The sequence below is a fragment of the Psychrobacter sp. CAL346-MNA-CIBAN-0220 genome (assembly GCF_040309805.1).
GTDB lineage: Bacteria > Pseudomonadota > Gammaproteobacteria > Pseudomonadales > Moraxellaceae > Psychrobacter.
The window spans coordinates 239,161-256,312 of record NZ_JBEOPF010000004.1; the positions used below are offsets into that span (position 1 = coordinate 239,161).

Here is a 17,152-nt window from a genome sequence, read left to right on the forward strand (position 1 = left end):
TAAACGCTGTGTTCTTCAGGGGTGGTTAAGAATACCGGCGAGGAGTAGATGCATGGCCGAGCGTGCCGCCAAGCAGTTAGAACTGAATAAATCTGAATTACCCAATTCCATTACTGAAGTAATTGCCACTTTGTCCCGAGCTGGGTTTGACGCCTATATCGTCGGTGGTGGTGTGCGTGATACCTTACTGGGTCTGAAACCCAAAGACTTCGATGCCGTCACTGATGCCAAGCCGCATGAGATCAAAGACGTCTTCGGTAAGCGCTGCCGCATTATTGGACGCCGCTTTCAGTTGGCACATGTATACTCAGGACGTGAGTTAATCGAAGTGGCCACTTTTCGCGGGCCTTCAAACAGTGATGCCAATACCAATCAAGATGGCATGATTATTCGTGATAATGTTTGGGGCGATATCAAGCAAGACTTTGTCCGTCGTGATTTCTCTATCAATGCCTTATATTATCAGCCGCTGAAAGGTGTGGTGCATGATTATTGCGGCGCGCTTGATGATATTGATAATAAAATTATTCGTCTATTGGGCAAGGCCTCGGTTCGTATTGAAGAAGACCCGGTACGCCTGCTGCGCGCCCTACGTTTTAAAGCCAAATTAGGCTTTGAGTTTGATGATGAGCTGGCCGAGCAATTCCATGATGATAATTGGGCGCGGTTGGATCAAATATCGCCGCATCGTTTATATGATGAAACCCAGAAGATGTTCACCGGTGGCTATCTGGCACCCTTGTTGCCGCTATTGTTTGAGTCCGGCGCTATTGATAGTCTAATTATTTACCCGCCATCTGAGCCCAGCGCTTTAGTACAGCAAGTGGCCATTAATACCGATAAGCGTATTGGCGCTGGTAAAAGTATCAATCCGGCATTCTTTTATGCCGCTTTACTGTGGGAGAACTATCTCCATCAGTTAGAAAAGGCCAAAAAACGTAACTTGCCGTTCGCAGAAGCCCAGATGCAAGCGGCCAGTAAAGTCATTGATCGCCAGCGTATCAAGACCGCTATTCCTAAATTTGCGGAACAATTTATCCGTGATATCTGGATATTACAGCCCAAACTTGCTGCCCCGCGTAGTAAGCAAATCTTACAGCTTGCCGAACACCCGCGCTTTCGTGCCGGTTTTGACTTTTTATTATTACGGGAGCAATGCGGTGACGCTGAGCATCCGTTATCAGAGTCAACCAATGGCATGGGCGACTGGTGGCAGACTTATCAGACCCTATCTGAGAAGCAACAACAACAAGCGATTAACGAGTTTGATGAGAACATTCGTCGCGGTTCCTATAAGCGCGGTCGTGGTCGTAATCGCTCAAAACACATTGAAGTGGCTAACGAGCAGATTAAGCAATTGGATAATGACGCTCAAGTGCCCAGCAGTAGTAGCGAGGAGCAGACCATAGTCAATGACGCGTCCAATATTCCATCACGTCGCCGTCGCCGTGCTGCCGATAATTCCTCGCCAATAGAGTCGCAGTCAAAGCAAGCTGTTGGATCAAAAGCCCATCCTAGTAAAGGATCTAATAAGGCGCTCACCGAACAAGCACAACAGAACAACAGTGAGCTTGCGCAGCTACAACAGTTGTCTCTTGCTAGTTGTGACGCTTCTGATGACCCTACAGCCAATAAAAGTCGCGCTACTCAGCCTGCGCCTTTATTTGTGATAGAGCATAAAAACGTCGTGCCGCCACTGCAAAAGCAGATTGCTAGCGATAATATGAAGCAAACTGAGCCTAAAAAAGCAAAACCTGCTCCTAATAAGGAACAAACGCCGCCTAAGAAAACTAGGGTGAGTGCCGATAGCAAAAGTAAAGACCTGCAAGCTCATGATAAAGCGCCTAAAACGAAGCAGGCTAATGCCAAGCAAGAATCTGCTACGACAGTAACTGCAACGCGCTCGGCAGCTAAGGCAACCCCAGGAAAATCGGTAGCCACGGTGGCAAAGTCGCCACAATTGGTCAGCACCAATAATGAGCCGATACCGCATCAGCGCCGCCGACGTCAACCAAGCTCAGAGCCCCAAGTGGCAGAGGTCAATAGCACCGCGAGCGCTGATTATGCAAAAAAAGCGCCTAAAGCCGCTGATCAGCCTAAGGCCAAAACCGAGACCAAACGTAAAGTTAATAAAGTGGCTGATGTTAAAGAAGCTACCGTTAAAGAAACTGACGTTAAAGTTGAGGCTGAGGTAAAAAAAGTCGCTAAGGCTAGTAATCCCAGTAATAATAAATTGGCTACTAACCAAGGCCCTGTACCCTCAAAACGTCGCCGTCGTCAGCCTAGCTCTGATAAAATAGCGACTGATAATTAATAGCTTTAAAATTAAAATGTAGAGCAAAATAATAGCCATGAGCCTTCTTGTAAATAGTAGCACCCGAGCCAGTAATACTGAAGCTGATGTACCTATTGTTAATGGTGCCAATAACAGAGCTAACAGCTCAGATAATTCTGTGATGGGGCTCACTTGCTATTTAGGCTTGGGCAGTAACCTTGCTAACGAGTTAGGTTCACCGGTCGAGCATTTACAGCAAGCGCTTGATAGTTTGCGTCAGCATCAGTCTATAAAAGATATTCGAGTCTCTTCGTTTTATGCCTCTGCACCGATGGGCCCACAAGATCAACCTGATTTTGTCAATGCAGTGGTTGGTTTTGAGACCACGCTGCTGCCGTTTGAGCTATTGGCATTTTGCCAACAGTTAGAGCAGCAGGCTAAGCGCGCCCGTCGTCGCCATTGGGGTGAGCGCAGTCTTGATGTGGATATTTTATTGTATGGTCAGCAGCAGATTACAGAGCTGCAATTAACCATACCGCATGCTGGATTGACTGAGCGCAATTTTGTCTTGTTACCACTACGTGAGCTGGCGCCAGAATTATTAATTGGCGATAAGTTGATAAGCAGCTATCCACCAAGTGAAGATTGGACAGGGCTGAAGCTGATGACAGACAATACATAAGCTAATTGTCATAAAAATTCATATAGTCAGTCGACCTCACATAATGTTGTCATATAGTTATAGAGGCTGAATCTGTTTTGAGTTGACGATAGAAGAAATTGATAGCTGATCGAATTCTGCTGCGCCCTGTTATTGATATTACTACTATTATAGTAAAACTTACATTGCCTAATTACGGTTTTAACAATATTGTTTTTATAGAGTTATTAAGGGTCTTATGACAACATTATCGACATTAAATAAATACAAGAAAGACGGCACTAAATTTACCTGTCTGACCTGCTATGACGCGATGTTCGCCCGGATGATGGATAAGGCGCAGATTGATGCGATTTTGATCGGTGATAGTTTGGGTATGGTCGTACAAGGCCATGATTCAACCTTGCCCGTTACAGTCGACGATATGGCTTATCATACGGCTAATATTGCTCGCAGTAATGACCATGCCCTAATCTTAGCAGACTTACCTTTTATGAGTTATGTGACGTTACCAGAAGCTGTGACCAATAGTCGGCGCTTGATGCAAGCGGGCGCGCATGTTATTAAGATTGAAGGCGGTCGTGAGTTATGTGACTTAGTCACAACGCTCGCCATGGCTGGCACGCCAACCTGTGTCCATCTGGGCTTGACCCCGCAATCTGTCAATGTTTTTGGCGGCTATAAGATACAAGGTCGCGGCGATGAAGCGGCCAATAAGTTACTTGCCGATGCCCAGGCAGTCGTTGCCGCAGGAGCAGCGTTGCTAGTGTTAGAATGCGTTCCCGCTGAATTGGCAAAAGCAGTGACAGAGGCCGTTACAGTACCGGTGATTGGCATTGGCGCTGGGGCTGATACTGATGGCCAAGTGCTCGTCATGCATGACATGCTCGGTATGGCCCATGGCCGCGTTCCGCGCTTCGTACATGATTTTTTGACCGATGAGCGTAACACTGCCCGCAGTATTGAAGGGGCATTTGCGTTATATCAACAGTCGGTAGGTGAGGGTAGTTTTCCAACAGAGCAACACCAATTTAGCTAGAATATAGTTTGGCTATAACATATAGTTATAGCCACGTTTATACTTTTATAGTAGCTCAAAAAAAGATGCAGTGCTTCAATAATTAAACCCTACCTTAAATTGGCTTATTTAAAAAGATAAGAAGATCAAGCAATGCCTATTATCCATCCTTATATCTCAGATCTACGTACCGCTTTACAGCCTTACCGCAGTCAGCAGCGTATTGCCTTAGTGCCGACGATGGGTAATTTACACGATGGGCATTTAGAGCTGGTAAAAATTGCCAAACAGCATGCCGATATTGTGGTGGTTAGTATTTTTGTTAACCCTACCCAGTTTGGGGTGGGTGAAGATTTTGACAGCTATCCGCGCACGCTTGACGACGATGCCAAAAAGTTAGCTACGGTCGGTACTGATTATATCTTTGCACCCCATGTCGATGAGATGTATGCGGTGTTACCGCCATCTACCTCAATTCGTGCCGGTGCGATTACTGTCCAGCTGTGCGGACAATCGCGTCCAGATCATTTTGACGGGGTTGGCATTGTCGTCTCTAAGTTGTTTAATATCGTACAGCCTGACGTGGCCATATTTGGCCAAAAAGACTATCAACAATTGGCTATTATCAAGCAATTGGTACGTGATTTGAGCTATTCTATTGATATTATCGCCGCACCTATTGTCCGCGCGGTAGACGGTTTGGCTCTATCGTCGCGCAATCAATATCTAAGTCCGGCAGAGCGGCAAGTAGCGCCAATTTTGCATCAAGAATTACAGTATTTGGCACAACAATTAGCAGATGGCGCTCATACTCAGCAAGGACTTGCAGCTCTTATAGTAGAGTCAAGTACACGCATTAGCAACGCTGGTTTTAATATTGATTATCTAGAAGTAAAAACGCTGCAACTAGAAGCTTTAAATAATAAAACCTCAAAATCGCCCCTTGATGTACAAGATTTAATTATTTTAGTGGCCGCTTGGCTAGGTCGTGCGCGCTTACTGGACAACCAGCTGATAAATGTTAATCAATAGCTTTCAAGCAGCCACTATTAATAAATGTTCAGCTAGTAAGCAATAGTGGTTGACGTGGCAGTAGATAGCAAATAGTGTAAAAGTGATTCAATGGACGTAATAGACTAGGATGATGGGTCATGGAAGCAGCAGGTATGAATCAAGAGCACCCAGTAACGCCAGTACAATCGACAGATGACAGCATCAGTATTTTAGTGGTGTCAGGGCGTTCAGGTTCAGGCAAAACCTCAGTATTAAATATTTTAGAAGATTTGGGTTACTACTCCATTGACAATTTGCCCTTATCTTTAGTTCCTGAAGCTGCTCATAAGTTAGTAAGTGAGAGCAGCATACGGCGTATCGCGCTCGGGGTTGATATACGCTCGCCACGGGCAGATTTATCTAACTTTGCGGTGATCCATGAGTCTTTAAAGCAGACTTATGGTGCGCAGACGGTTAAAGTAATCTATGTAACGGCGCAAGAGAATACGTTAGTAGCGCGTTTTAATGCGACCCGCCGCGTGCATCCCTTGATGGCGCAAGACGCCGAAGGTTCAGGGAATACCACCTATAATTTGCCCGCTGCTATTAAAAAAGAAGTCGAACTGTTAGAGCCGATTGCCAGTTGTGCTGATATTAAAATTGATACCAGTAAGCTCAATATCCATCAGCTAAAAGAGTGTCTTCGTGACCATGTTGGGGCGGACAATAAGATTGTCATCAATCTGCTGTCCTTTGGCTTTAAATATGGCAGTCCTATCGATGCTGATTTTGTATTTGATGTTAGAATTTTGCCCAATCCTCATTGGAACCCTACACTGCGTACGGCGACTGGTCTGGATGCTGAAGTCGGTGATTTCTTTGCCGATTATCCTGAGGTAGCTGAAATGACCGACGATATCGCTACGTTCTTAAGCCGATGGTTGCCTGATTTTTTGCACAATAACCGCCATACTGTGACGGTCGGCATTGGTTGTACGGGCGGTAAACACCGCTCGGTCTTTATTACTGAGCAGTTACAGCGTAGACTTAACGGTAATTTGCCAGAAGGTTTAACCGTCGTCGCTAAGCATCGAGAAAAACGCCGCTGGTAAGCCTTATGTGCCACCTCTATTTTTTATTCATTATTTTGGAAAGCTTGTATGATTGACTGGTCAGAACATGACATGCGCGTTTCGCGCACTGAACTTAAAAAAGCCCATGAGCGCTTACAAACGCTGTCGATACCACTGTCCAGCTTATCCAAAAAGCAGCTAAAAAAGCTCCCTGCCAGTGACTATTTTATGGCAGAACTAATGGCACTTGCCGACATTACTAGTGCTAATGCACGTAATCGTCAGACCAAACGAGTGGGTAAGCTAATCAGTGAAGAAAACCGTCACGAACTGGTCAAAGCTCTGTTTGAGGCCTTCTTTGCTAGTGAACAAGTGGCTAAAATAGAAAGTTGGTCTGAGCGTTTGAATATCAATGACGAGGGCACACTCAAACAGTTTGTGAAGCAGTACAAAGCTTCTGAGCGCAATAGCCTATACCAATTGTTATTATGGATTGAATACGCCAAGCACATGCAAGATGATGAGCTGATGCAGGAGTCTAAGGAAGATTTGGTCAGTTATATTCGTGAAGTGGCTATTTTGACGCAACTAAAATAGCTAAAATACCACTATAAAAAGTTAAATACAAAAAAGCCAATCAGTAATGATTGGCTTTTTTTAATGTCGCTAATTAATGATTTGATCGTAAATAGTTAGCGCTTACTTTTTTTACCGCACCCTATTTTTTCTCAGCACGTGCTTTATCGACTAAATAGTCAACCACTTTAACCACCTTAGCCCCTTCACCAGTCACAACGTATTTACCTTGGACTACGACTGCCGGTACTCCTGTCAGCTGATAACGCTTAGCGCCTGCTTGTGAACGCCCAATCTTAGTACCCACGGCAAAAGAGTTATAAAGACTGTTGAATTTCTTTTGGTCAACGCCTTTTGATGCATACCATTTGCTTAGTGAGGCCTGATCAAAGAGTTGTTTACCGTCTGTGTGTACTGCTTCAAACAAAGCATCATGAGTTTTATCTTCATAGCCTAAAAGCTGGGCTGAATAAAAGCCGCGGGCGCTGGCTTCCCAAACAGGATTGAGCGCGGCTGGGGTCTTAAAGAAGGCCACGTTTTTACCTTTGGTCTTTGCCCATTTTTCCATATGCGGGTTAAGGTTATAGCAATGCGGGCAGCCATACCAAAAGAACTCACGTACAACGATAGCATCACCGCTGATGTTCTCTGGATTGTCTAGCACCCGGTAGTCTTTTCCTGCGACATAATTGGCGGCTTGGGCGCCCGTGCTGGCAAGTCCAATGGCGAAGGCCAGACCAGTCAATGCGATGACACGTTTCATACTGTTTCCTTGAGGGATAAATACTTGAGGATTTAAAGATAATAAATGATAAAGCGTTAGGCGCAGTTTGCCTGAAGTTTGCCTATAATAACGTAAAACGGTAGTGCTTGTGAACTGGATTCTTAACCAAAGGTTGTAAAGCTGTGAGGCATTATTAATAGTAACTTACTAAGACCTACTACGGTTGCCCAATATAATATCAACCCTGAAAAAATGCCTACTGTTTAGCCATAAAGATAGCGATTAATTGCTTTATTAATCCAAGCATAACTTTTGAAGGTAGTCACAATCAGGCACATAAGCCTTCACGACAAACCGACCATTGTCATGCTAACATTAACCTTATACGACATTAAGTAGCATACTGTTGCAGCTGTCTATCACTACTATAGACATTTAGACATAAACGCTTTAATAACTAGCCGTTTGATATAAAATACTGATTTTATATGGTACTAACGACATTTACTAATAACGCTAATAAAGGAACACGCTATGAGTTCAGATGTACCTTCTGCTGCGCACGATACTGGTAGCCAGACAGACACTAGCATGAATGAGGCGGTAAATACCGTGACCAATGTTGATCCTAGCGAAGTCGATAAGTTCAATAAACTGGCCAATGAATGGTGGGACAATACCGGTGCATTTGCAACTTTGCATCAAATCAACCCGTTACGCCTTAATTGGATAGAAGAAAACGTCAAGCGCGGCTACATCAGTAACCGCTCGGACAAGAGCGCTGACACGGGAATCACGGGTAAAAAAATCCTAGATGTAGGCTGTGGCGGCGGTATTTTAGCAGAGTCTATGGCGCGTCGCGGTGCTGAGGTGACCGGTATTGACTTAGGAACTGAAAACCTAAAAGCGGCCAGTGTCCATGCTGAGCAAAGTGGCTTAAATAATACTTTGCGTTACCAGCATATTGCGATTGAGAGCTTAGTAGCAACCCATGCCGGCCAGTTTGACGTGGTGACCTGTATGGAGATGCTTGAGCATGTGCCGAATCCCGCTTCTATTGTTCAAGCTTGCTTTGAGCTCCTTGCACCCGGCGGCGTTTGTGTATTATCTACCATTAATAGAAGCCCCAAATCATATCTATTTGCCATTGTTGGTGCCGAATATGTGCTGCGCTTGCTCGACCGTGGTACCCATGATTATGCTAAATTTATCACCCCCGCTGAGCTTGATAAAATGGCCATTAATGCTGGATTTACCCGCCAAGATATCATCGGGCTACACTACAATCCGCTGACCAAGCGTTATTGGCTGGCGCAAAATGTTGATGTTAATTATATGATGGCGGTACAGAAACCATTATAGTGAGTCCACTATATTTAAATTCGCCCTCTATTGGCGTCACTATCGCTTAGCGTCACTTGTAATAACCATAAGAGCATCTGTCATGTCCCAATTTGTAAAAGCAGTTTTATTTGATCTTGACGGTACCTTAATCGATACCGCCGCCGATTTTGTACGAATTATCGGTAAAATGAGCGGAGAGAATAACTGGCAAGCGCCTGCTGAGTCTGACATTCGTGAACAAGTTTCTTCCGGAGCGTCAGCGATGGTCAAGCTCATGCTACACCATAATGAGCAATCAACGGTAAGCGATGAGGAACTACTAAAATTTCGCCAACAGTTTTTAGATGATTATGAAGCGGATATCTGTGTGGATAGCTGCGTGTTTGGCGAGCTTGAAGAAGTACTGACCACACTTGAGCAAAAAGGCGTACCGTGGGGCATTGTTACCAATAAGCCGCGCTATTTAGCTGAACAGTTATTAAAGACAATGCAGTTAGATGCGCGTTGTGCGGTATTGGTCTGCCCTGAAGATGTCTCACGCTCTAAGCCCGATCCTGAACCGATGTATTTGGCATTAGAAAAACTGGGGATACCACGTGGCGGCGCTAGTTGCGTACTCTATGTCGGTGATCATATCCGTGATATTGATGCCGGCAATGCAGCTGGGATGCCGACTATTTTAGCCGCTTACGGCTATATTCCACCTGAAGATCAGAAAAGTTTAAAGCAATGGGGGGCAAGCTATATTACTGACACCCCTGAGCAGTTAAATAAGCTATTGCTGTCATCAGGTAAATTTGAATATTTATAAATAAAGAAGTTACTATTTAAAAGAAGTTACTATTTATAAATCTGTGTATGAGCTGGTAAATGTTTAACAGTAGTTTCCAAAATAAATCGATAAGTAGTGAGTAATCTAATGAGCGACAGCACCAATCAAAATTTTAAGCCCTCTTTAAACCATGACGATATTCGTAACTTTGAGCCAGTAGATAACTGCCTAGATGGCAAAACTATCTTGGTTACTGGTGCAGGCGCTGGTATTGGACGGGTTGCCGCACTAACCTATGCCCGCTACGGCGCCACTGTACTGCTATTAGGTCGTACCAGTAGCAAGCTTGAAGCGGTTTATGATGAAATCGAAAGCATGGGTGGCAAGCAGCCGGCGGTTCTACCAATGGATTTAGAGGCGGCAACCTATAATGAAATGCAGCAGTTAGAAGGGCTAATCACTAAAGAAGTGGGGCAACTTGATGGCATATTGCACAATGCGGGCCTATTAGGTGTGCTGACGCCGCTCGAGATGTATGATGTCGATATGTTTGCTAAAGTTATGAAGGTTAATGTTACTGCCACATTTATGTTGACCCAAGCGCTATTACCACTGCTCAAAGATGCTGCAAATGGCTCTATTGTCTTTACCTCAAGCACTGTTGGTACTCATCCACGCGCATTTTGGGGTGCTTATGCATTGTCAAAGCAAGCTACTGAAGGGATGAGCGATATCTTTACCCAAGAGACCCAAAATACCAGCAATTTGCGCTTTAACTGTATCAATCCCGGCGGCACCCGTACTAATATGCGCGCCCATGCTTTTCCAGGTGAGGACCCAATGACCCTTAAAACCCCTGCAGAAATTATGGCTGGTTATGTTTGTTTAATGAGTGATGCCAGTATTAATGTGCGCGGGCAAGTAGTGGCGCTGCAACCAAAAGACTAGTTTTAGGAATTCAATCTAGACCTAAAATGTCAATGTAAATGGTCTGTTTCTAATGTCTTTTATGCCGATTACTATATTGAAAGAAGGGTCATTTATCCCCATCTATCTGTTCTTAAACAGTTTTATAGTATTAATAATAAGCAACTGTTAATAAAAAGTAATTGGCAATAATAAGTGATTAGTAAATTACAAAGGATACGATTATGGCAGGTGGATGGTCAAGAGATGGGGCAGAGCACGAACAGATGGATGCAACGGTCAATGATGCCTTAGACCGAGTACGCAGCTCGCTACCGAAAGGGGATAGCGCAGAGTTCTGTGATGAATGCGGTAACCCAATTCCGGAGGCACGGCGGGTAGCAGTATCTGGGGTTCAGCATTGCATTGGTTGTCAGACTGAGCTTGAGCAAGAAGCTAGGGCAGCTGAGCTCTTTAATCGGCGCGGTAGTAAAGACAGTCAATTACGCTAATAGAGATTGAAAAATTAATAAAAAAGCCAACACTGTGAGTCAATGTTAGCTTTTTTGTTATTTGAAGTACTCTATAAGCGTTATTTCATAGTCTTTTTTAAAGAATCAGCGCCATCAGTTCACGATCGCATACTTCCCAATCTATAGGTTGTTGCTGCTTATTTTTAGTCTCTGCGCTACCATTTTTTACCGTAGTAATGGGCTTGCTTGTTATATTGGTGTCAGCAAGTAATATGACCTCTAATCGGCTATCAATTTGTGCGCTAGTGTCATTAATAGTGAAGCTATCAGGGGTAAAGTTCAGCTGTAGCCAGCCGTCTGACGTATGCACAAGGCCTTTAATACGTTGCCAGTTTGGCAGTTGTAATAGCCACTGTTGTAATTCATCGGTGGCAAACACCCACTCAGGTGGCAGTCGCCAACCGCCTAATAGCATGCCTTGTTGCTGATCATGATAGCGATAGGGCAGCTCATTGTTTGTATTTACCTCAACACTATTAACAGACGCACCAGACGTAGTTGAGGTGTTTGGGGCTAAATGCTTAGGTAAGGTTAAACTAATGCGGGACTGGCTCGTATTGGTTAGGCGCAGCTGCGAGATAACCTGACTGGGCTGGTCAAGTTGCGCCGTTAGCTGGTTTAGCATCAACTCTACTAATTCATGCTCAGCCCCTTGATCAGAGGTCGTCCAAATAACGCTTGCATGGGCATTTAGCGTGGTAATCCAATCTTGCAACTGCTGTTGGTCAAGCGCAGCAAGTTGCTGATAACGATTAATCACTACCACGTCAGCCGCGCGTACATGCGCTTGAAAGCCATCGTGGCTGCGATATTTCTCTTGCTGCCATTGTACCGCGCTGAGTACGGTAATAACGGCTCGCATGGATAGAGCCGTTTGCCAATGTGGGGCACTAAGTTGGCGTAACAGCTCGCGCGGATGTGCCAGGCCTGTGGGCTCAATAATGAGGCGCTGCGGACGGTGCTCACTCAATAAACGGCTTAGCGCGATTTGTAGCGGCAATTGGCTGGTACAACAAATACAGCCACCGCTAACCTCTTGAATAGCGATATTGTTTTGTCCGTTTTTACCCTGTTGCGCACTTGCCAGCAATGCGCCATCAATACCAATGCGCCCAAACTCATTAATCAATAACGCCCAGCGCGCGTCAGCAGGTTTAGTAGCCAGCAGTTGATTGATGACGGTAGTCTTACCGGCACCCAAAAACCCTGTCACTAAAGTACAGGGTACGTTTTGCAAGATTGAGGATGTGGTCATAAAATATGGAAACCTGAGCTAAGAGCTATCAACTAATCAGTGGTCTTGGTCGCATCAGTTTCGGCTTCGTCAGGTACAAAGACATAACCAACGCCCCATACGGTCTGGATATAACGCGCTTGTGATGGATTATCTTCAATAAGGCGACGCAAACGAGATACTTGCACATCGATTGAGCGTTCCATTGCACCCCATTCACGGCCCCGGGCCAGGTTCATCAGCTTATCACGGGTTAAAGGCTCACGGGGATGCTGAACTAAGGCTTTTAATACTGAAAATTCACCAGTGGTTAGCGTTACCAAGTTACCATCACGTTTAAGAGTACGAGTAGACAAATCAAGCGTCCAAGGGCCAAATTCGACCACCTCAAGCTGATAGCTGGGTGCACCCGGTAACTCACGATTTTGGCGGCGCAGCACGGCTTTGATACGCGCTAATAGCTCTTTTGGATTAAAGGGCTTAGGCAGGTAGTCATCCGCACCGGCCTCTAAACCGGCAATGCGATCGGCATCCCCACCTTTAGCGGTCAGCATAATGATAGGAATATCACTATTATCTTCACGTAGACGTTTACAAATACTAATGCCGTCTTCTCCTGGAAGCATTAAATCTAATACCACCAAAGAGAACAGTTCACGTTGCATCAATTTATCCATCTGACTGGCATCGTGAGCGGTACGCACGACAAAACCGTCGTCTTCTAGGAAGCGTTGCAGCAAAGAGCGCAGGCGCGCATCATCATCGACCACTAAAATGCGCTGAGTCATTTTATCGGAGCTTTTATTGTCAGTCATGCAAGAATCCCTTAATGAACATTACTATTGTCAGAGTGATTAATTGGGTGAAGGGTCATTTATTCGCTATTATAAGATTTTATAGGACAACCACAACTTTTGTGCAACAGCTAAGTATTGCTTAATATTTATCGCTGTACCGCTTTAGTGTATAAGATTGCACCACCAATTGCATCACTCGTGCGCATAAATGCTGTATGCGTTTGTTTAACAAAGGCGCAGGGCTGACAATATATGGTGATTTACGCCATAAAAACTATGATAAGTAACGAAATTATAAAAAGGATTTTTATTCATCCAGCTTTTGCTATAATGCCAAACTACATTTCTCAATGATTGATACGTATATGAGTAGCACTGATACCTTAACGTCATCTAAGACCTCGACAAATGCGCAGGGCTTGGATGCAACCACACACGCGAATATTCACGACAAGCTTGCTCGCGCGCTTGGCATTAAGACTGCTCAAGTCAATGCGTTTGTCAAACTCTACGATGCGGGTGATACCGTGCCATTCATTGCACGGTATCGTAAAGAAAAGACCCAAAACCTTGATGATGTACAGTTACGTGCGCTAGAAAAGTCGCTCAACTATGAGCGTGATATGGCAACGCGCCGCCTTAAAATCATTGAGCTGTTAAGCACACAGGGCAATTTAACAGACGAGCTACAAGCCCGTATTGATAAGGCGACCTCCAAGCTTGAGCTTGAAGATATTTATCTGCCGTATCGTCCGCGTCGCCGTTCACCAGCCGCTAAAGCTCGTGCGGCTGGCTTAGATACCGCTGCCCAAGCGGTTTTGACCCAAGAAATTACCCCAACGGATGCGCTTACGGATTATCAAGCGCCATCTAGCGTTACTGATAATAGCGGTAACGAGATCGAAGTCGACTTCAGCGATATTGAAAAACAACTTGCTGGCGTGCAAGCCATCATCGTTGATGAGTGGACGCAAGCGTTAGGCCTACTAGATACGTTACGTAACGGTTTTGCGAAGACAGCAAGTATTGTCTCTGCGGTTGCCAGTGATGAGAAGCGTGAAGTCGGTGAGAAGTTCAAAGACTACTTTGAACATAGTGAGAGCCTCGCACGTTTGCCCAATCATCGCTTATTAGCCATGCTACGTGGTCGCCAAGAAAACGTCTTAGGCCTAAAGATTGAAGGCGAAGACGCGCCGTTTATCGAAAAAATTGTTAAATATTTTGATATCGATGTTAAAGCCCCTGACGCTCGTCGCGAGTTTTTAAGCGAGGCAGCAAGTAGCTTATGGAAAGATAAGTGGCGTCCACATATTGAGCATCGCATATTGACTGAAAAGCGTCTGACCGCAGAGGCGGATGCCATTGATGTATTTGCCAATAATTTACAGCATTTATTGATGTCAGCGCCTGCGGGTCGCAAAGTTATCTTAGGCGTCGATCCTGGCATCCGTCATGGCGTCAAGATGGCCATTGTCGATGCCCAAGGCCATGTTATGCTCGATGAGGCGGATAAGCCAGTAGTGGCCACTGTCTATCCATTTGCGCCTGATAATAAAATGGCTGAAGCTAAAACAGTCATTGATAAACTGCTAAGCACTTATAACGTCGATTTAGTGGCGATTGGTAACGGTACCGCTAGCCGCGAAACAGATGCAATGATTAAAGAGATTTTGGCAGCCAATGACAGCTTGCAAGCCAAAGCAGTTATCGTTAATGAGTCTGGCGCGTCGGTATATTCGGCCAGTGAGCTTGCCAGTGATGAGCTTGCCAATATGGATGTCTCAGTACGCGGGGCAGTCTCTATTGCCCGTCGTCTACAAGACCCTTTATCAGAGTTGGTTAAAGTCGATCCAAAAGCCATTGGCGTCGGTCAATATCAGCATGATGTTAACCAAACTCAATTGGCAGATAGCCTTGATAAAGTCACCCAAGATAGCGTGAATGCGGTCGGCGTTGACGTCAATACCGCCAGTCCTGCGATCTTGGCACACATTGCCGGTCTCAATCGCAATGTCGCTCAGCAAATCGTGACCTACCGTAAAGAACACGGTGCATTCGATAGCCGCGAAGCCCTAAAAAACGTCCCGCGACTAGGGATTAAAACCTTTGAGCAAGCCGCAGGTTTCTTACGCGTTCATGACGGTAGTAATTTACTTGATGCGACTGGGGTTCATCCGGAAAGCTATGAATTGGTCGCAACGCTACTGTCGCAAACGGGCAAAGCGTTAGCGGAAGTACTGGGCAATGATGGTGTGCTTAATAGTATCGATACCACTGAAATTAAAGCCCTTGCTGCTAATGACGATAATGTTAGTGTCAAAGCCATCATAGAAGAGCTGGCCAAACCTGCCCGTGATCCGCGTCCGGAGTTTAAAACTGCAAACTTCCGCGATGATGTCAATAGCATCAAAGATTTGACTGAAGGCATGACTTTAGAGGGTGTGGTTACTAACGTCACTGCCTTTGGTTGCTTCGTTGACGTTGGCGTCCATCAAGATGGCTTGGTACACATCTCACAGATGGCCAATGACTTCGTTGCGGATCCGATGAACCGCGTCAAACCAGGTGATATCATCTCAGTTCGCGTTATTGCTATTGATGAGTCGCGTGGCCGTATCGGCTTTAGTATGAAACCAGAAGTTGAAAAGCCAGCACGGACAGCCGCTAAATCTACTGCAACCGATAACAATAGCAGTGACGACAACAAAACCAGTCGTCCGCGCAGTAATCGTCCTGATGCTAACAAACGTCCTGATACTAATAAACGCCCATCAGCACCGCGCGGTAAGCGTCAAGATAGAAATGACAAAGGCAGTGCGAATGCTACTGATAATCGTAGTAAAGCACCGAAGCCCAAAGCAGACGCACCAATCAAAATGGGTACACTCGGCGCACTTTTAAAAGAAGCAGGCGTGGCCAAATCTAAGAAGTAGTTGGATATATCAGCAACTAATTGCTCAATAAAAATAAACAAGACTAAAAAAGGCAGCCATCGGGCTGCCTTTTTTGGTCTAAAATATCTATTTGAAAGCTGTTTTGCTAAAAAAATTTACCGTCGTAATTTTTTATCTTTCTTATCTAATGAGTGGTTACAGTTACATCACTTCTTGTGAATCTTGCATGTCTTCTTCCGAATCTTGCATATCTTGTTGTGGATCTTGCATATCTTGTTGTGGGTCTTGCATGTCTTGTTGTGGATCTTGCATGTCTTGTTGTGGGTCTTGCATGGTTTGTCGTGGATCTTGCATGGTTTGTTGTGGGTCTTGCATGGTTTGTCGTGGGTCTTGCATGGTTTGTCGTGGGTCTTGCATGGCTTGTTGTGGGTCTTGCATGGTTTCTATCTGAGTCGCGACGGCTTCTTTGTTATTGCGATTGTTCGTGCTGGTACGTGAAAAGGTTTTTGTTTCACTAATCTCAAACGGACTCACTTGGACTGACGCTAGCCCACCATCGGCACTTTTGACTTCAGTCTGAAGCGTATTGTCAGCAGTCGCAGTTTGCATATTCACTGGCATAGTATTAGTAGGTGCAGCCATTGCTAAACTTGGGATAGTAAGGGCAGCGCCAATGAGTAGCGACAAAGGTAAAGTACGGTTTTTCATTAATTGATTCCTTGATTTACATATTTAAAGTGTCCGTTTAAAGCACTCTTAAACTTGACTAACATTTAACGTTGTTTCGTGCAGCTCGACTCTATTTACAATTTCAAATATGTGTATTTAGTATATCTAACATAATACAGATAGATAAAATAAAATCACGATAACCACGGTTGTGATTGTCATGATTAGTACGAACACAGTGATTCATAAACCAAACTAAGTCGGTCAGAACCTCTGAATGTAAGAGTAGCAACTAAAACCCTAATAGTTCAGTAGTACATAGATTAATAGTCTAACGGCTTGATGTTTTCATGTGACATTGCGCAACTGCTGTAGTCGTGTTGTTATATTAATATTAGGATATTTTTTGACGTTTCGTAGCTCTATCATTTTATTTAATGATAAGAACTCAATCAGTATTTAGGTGTATAGGACGTTTTTACTTATCATTATTAGGAACGTCAATCACGGCAAAGATGTGGTTGATTGCTATGTTATTAATAACGTCAGTATTGACTTCTTGACCATCGATATAACAATACGTTAAGAATATTTATCTTAATGTATTAAAAAGTAAGAATCCAGAAATATTCGTTATCAAATAGATAGGATGGTAGCGTTTATTAACATTCGATAGGAATAAA

Annotated in this window: 15 protein-coding genes; 11 read left to right on the forward strand and 4 right to left on the reverse strand. The window is 44.6% G+C overall.

The features are described 5' to 3' along the window. Positions 1-52: 52 nt before the first annotated feature. The 6 genes from pcnB to yjgA all read left to right on the forward strand — a co-directional run bounded on the left by pcnB (position 53) and on the right by yjgA (position 6,617). Entirely contained in the window at positions 53-2,314 is a 2,262-nt protein-coding gene (gene pcnB / locus AAEY88_RS09935; protein ID WP_350561936.1) for a polynucleotide adenylyltransferase PcnB, read from the forward strand. A 142-nt stretch (positions 2,315-2,456) separates the two neighbouring features. Continuing rightward, positions 2,457-2,957 (forward strand): 2-amino-4-hydroxy-6-hydroxymethyldihydropteridine diphosphokinase, encoded by a 501-nt coding sequence (gene folK / locus AAEY88_RS09940; RefSeq protein WP_350562079.1) that lies wholly within the window; start codon positions 2,457-2,459, stop codon positions 2,955-2,957. Between the two features lie 217 nt (positions 2,958-3,174). Continuing rightward, complete coding sequence (gene panB, locus AAEY88_RS09945; protein WP_350561938.1) at positions 3,175-3,975, forward strand: 3-methyl-2-oxobutanoate hydroxymethyltransferase; 801 nt, start codon at positions 3,175-3,177, stop codon at positions 3,973-3,975. Between the two features lie 132 nt (positions 3,976-4,107). Next, complete coding sequence (gene panC / locus AAEY88_RS09950; RefSeq protein WP_350561940.1) at positions 4,108-4,986, forward strand: pantoate--beta-alanine ligase; 879 nt, start codon at positions 4,108-4,110, stop codon at positions 4,984-4,986. 134 nt (positions 4,987-5,120) lie between these two features. After that, on the forward strand, positions 5,121-6,059 hold the full coding sequence (rapZ, locus tag AAEY88_RS09955; RefSeq protein ID WP_350562081.1) for an RNase adapter RapZ: 939 nt from the start codon (positions 5,121-5,123) through the stop codon (positions 6,057-6,059). Between the two features lie 48 nt (positions 6,060-6,107). Then, complete coding sequence (yjgA, locus tag AAEY88_RS09960; RefSeq protein WP_350561942.1) at positions 6,108-6,617, forward strand: ribosome biogenesis factor YjgA; 510 nt, start codon at positions 6,108-6,110, stop codon at positions 6,615-6,617. A 121-nt stretch (positions 6,618-6,738) separates the two neighbouring features. Here the strand turns inward: yjgA and AAEY88_RS09965 are convergent, their stop codons facing one another. After that, positions 6,739-7,359, reverse strand: coding sequence for a thiol:disulfide interchange protein DsbA/DsbL (locus AAEY88_RS09965; protein WP_350561944.1), 621 nt, complete (start codon positions 7,357-7,359; stop codon positions 6,739-6,741). A gap of 495 nt (positions 7,360-7,854) precedes the next feature. Here AAEY88_RS09965 and ubiG point away from each other — a divergent pair, with 495 nt between their 5' ends. The 4 genes from ubiG (at position 7,855) to AAEY88_RS09985 (ending at position 10,854) form a co-directional block, all read left to right on the forward strand. Further along, positions 7,855-8,682 (forward strand): bifunctional 2-polyprenyl-6-hydroxyphenol methylase/3-demethylubiquinol 3-O-methyltransferase UbiG, encoded by an 828-nt coding sequence (ubiG, locus tag AAEY88_RS09970; protein WP_407074447.1) that lies wholly within the window; start codon positions 7,855-7,857, stop codon positions 8,680-8,682. An 82-nt stretch (positions 8,683-8,764) separates the two neighbouring features. After that, entirely contained in the window at positions 8,765-9,475 is a 711-nt protein-coding gene (locus tag AAEY88_RS09975) for an HAD-IA family hydrolase (protein WP_350561946.1), read from the forward strand. Between the two features lie 108 nt (positions 9,476-9,583). Further along, complete coding sequence (locus AAEY88_RS09980; protein WP_350561948.1) at positions 9,584-10,384, forward strand: YciK family oxidoreductase; 801 nt, start codon at positions 9,584-9,586, stop codon at positions 10,382-10,384. Positions 10,385-10,587: 203 nt separating this feature from the next. Further along, on the forward strand, positions 10,588-10,854 hold the full coding sequence (locus tag AAEY88_RS09985; RefSeq protein WP_350561950.1) for a DksA/TraR family C4-type zinc finger protein: 267 nt from the start codon (positions 10,588-10,590) through the stop codon (positions 10,852-10,854). A 97-nt stretch (positions 10,855-10,951) separates the two neighbouring features. Here the strand turns inward: AAEY88_RS09985 and AAEY88_RS09990 are convergent, their stop codons facing one another. After that, a complete protein-coding gene (locus AAEY88_RS09990; protein ID WP_350561952.1) occupies positions 10,952-12,130 on the reverse strand; it encodes a GTP-binding protein in 1,179 nt (392 codons plus the stop codon). A gap of 32 nt (positions 12,131-12,162) precedes the next feature. Further along, entirely contained in the window at positions 12,163-12,924 is a 762-nt protein-coding gene (gene ompR / locus AAEY88_RS09995) for a two-component system response regulator OmpR (protein ID WP_350561954.1), read from the reverse strand. 347 nt (positions 12,925-13,271) lie between these two features. Between ompR and AAEY88_RS10000 the strand changes: the two genes are divergently transcribed. Continuing rightward, positions 13,272-15,839 (forward strand): Tex family protein, encoded by a 2,568-nt coding sequence (locus AAEY88_RS10000; RefSeq protein WP_350561956.1) that lies wholly within the window; start codon positions 13,272-13,274, stop codon positions 15,837-15,839. Between the two features lie 162 nt (positions 15,840-16,001). Here the strand turns inward: AAEY88_RS10000 and AAEY88_RS10005 are convergent, their stop codons facing one another. Further along, entirely contained in the window at positions 16,002-16,508 is a 507-nt protein-coding gene (locus tag AAEY88_RS10005) for a hypothetical protein (protein ID WP_350561958.1), read from the reverse strand. Between the last annotated feature and the right edge of the window lie 644 nt (positions 16,509-17,152).

What these genes read in the sequence shown, in the direction of transcription:
- pcnB (WP_350561936.1), top strand. Translation starts at nt 53, where the DNA reads ATGGCCGAGCGTGCCGCCAAGCAGTTAGAACTGAATAAATCTGAATTA.
- folK (WP_350562079.1), top strand. Translation starts at nt 2,457, where the DNA reads ATGGGGCTCACTTGCTATTTAGGCTTGGGCAGTAACCTTGCTAACGAG.
- panB (WP_350561938.1), top strand. Translation starts at nt 3,175, where the DNA reads ATGACAACATTATCGACATTAAATAAATACAAGAAAGACGGCACTAAA.
- panC (WP_350561940.1), top strand. Translation starts at nt 4,108, where the DNA reads ATGCCTATTATCCATCCTTATATCTCAGATCTACGTACCGCTTTACAG.
- rapZ (WP_350562081.1), top strand. Translation starts at nt 5,121, where the DNA reads ATGAATCAAGAGCACCCAGTAACGCCAGTACAATCGACAGATGACAGC.
- yjgA (WP_350561942.1), top strand. Translation starts at nt 6,108, where the DNA reads ATGATTGACTGGTCAGAACATGACATGCGCGTTTCGCGCACTGAACTT.
- AAEY88_RS09965 (WP_350561944.1), bottom strand. Translation starts at nt 7,359, where the DNA reads ATGAAACGTGTCATCGCATTGACTGGTCTGGCCTTCGCCATTGGACTT.
- ubiG (WP_407074447.1), top strand. Translation starts at nt 7,855, where the DNA reads ATGAGTTCAGATGTACCTTCTGCTGCGCACGATACTGGTAGCCAGACA.
- AAEY88_RS09975 (WP_350561946.1), top strand. Translation starts at nt 8,765, where the DNA reads ATGTCCCAATTTGTAAAAGCAGTTTTATTTGATCTTGACGGTACCTTA.
- AAEY88_RS09980 (WP_350561948.1), top strand. Translation starts at nt 9,584, where the DNA reads ATGAGCGACAGCACCAATCAAAATTTTAAGCCCTCTTTAAACCATGAC.
- AAEY88_RS09985 (WP_350561950.1), top strand. Translation starts at nt 10,588, where the DNA reads ATGGCAGGTGGATGGTCAAGAGATGGGGCAGAGCACGAACAGATGGAT.
- AAEY88_RS09990 (WP_350561952.1), bottom strand. Translation starts at nt 12,130, where the DNA reads ATGACCACATCCTCAATCTTGCAAAACGTACCCTGTACTTTAGTGACA.
- ompR (WP_350561954.1), bottom strand. Translation starts at nt 12,924, where the DNA reads ATGACTGACAATAAAAGCTCCGATAAAATGACTCAGCGCATTTTAGTG.
- AAEY88_RS10000 (WP_350561956.1), top strand. Translation starts at nt 13,272, where the DNA reads ATGAGTAGCACTGATACCTTAACGTCATCTAAGACCTCGACAAATGCG.
- AAEY88_RS10005 (WP_350561958.1), bottom strand. Translation starts at nt 16,508, where the DNA reads ATGAAAAACCGTACTTTACCTTTGTCGCTACTCATTGGCGCTGCCCTT.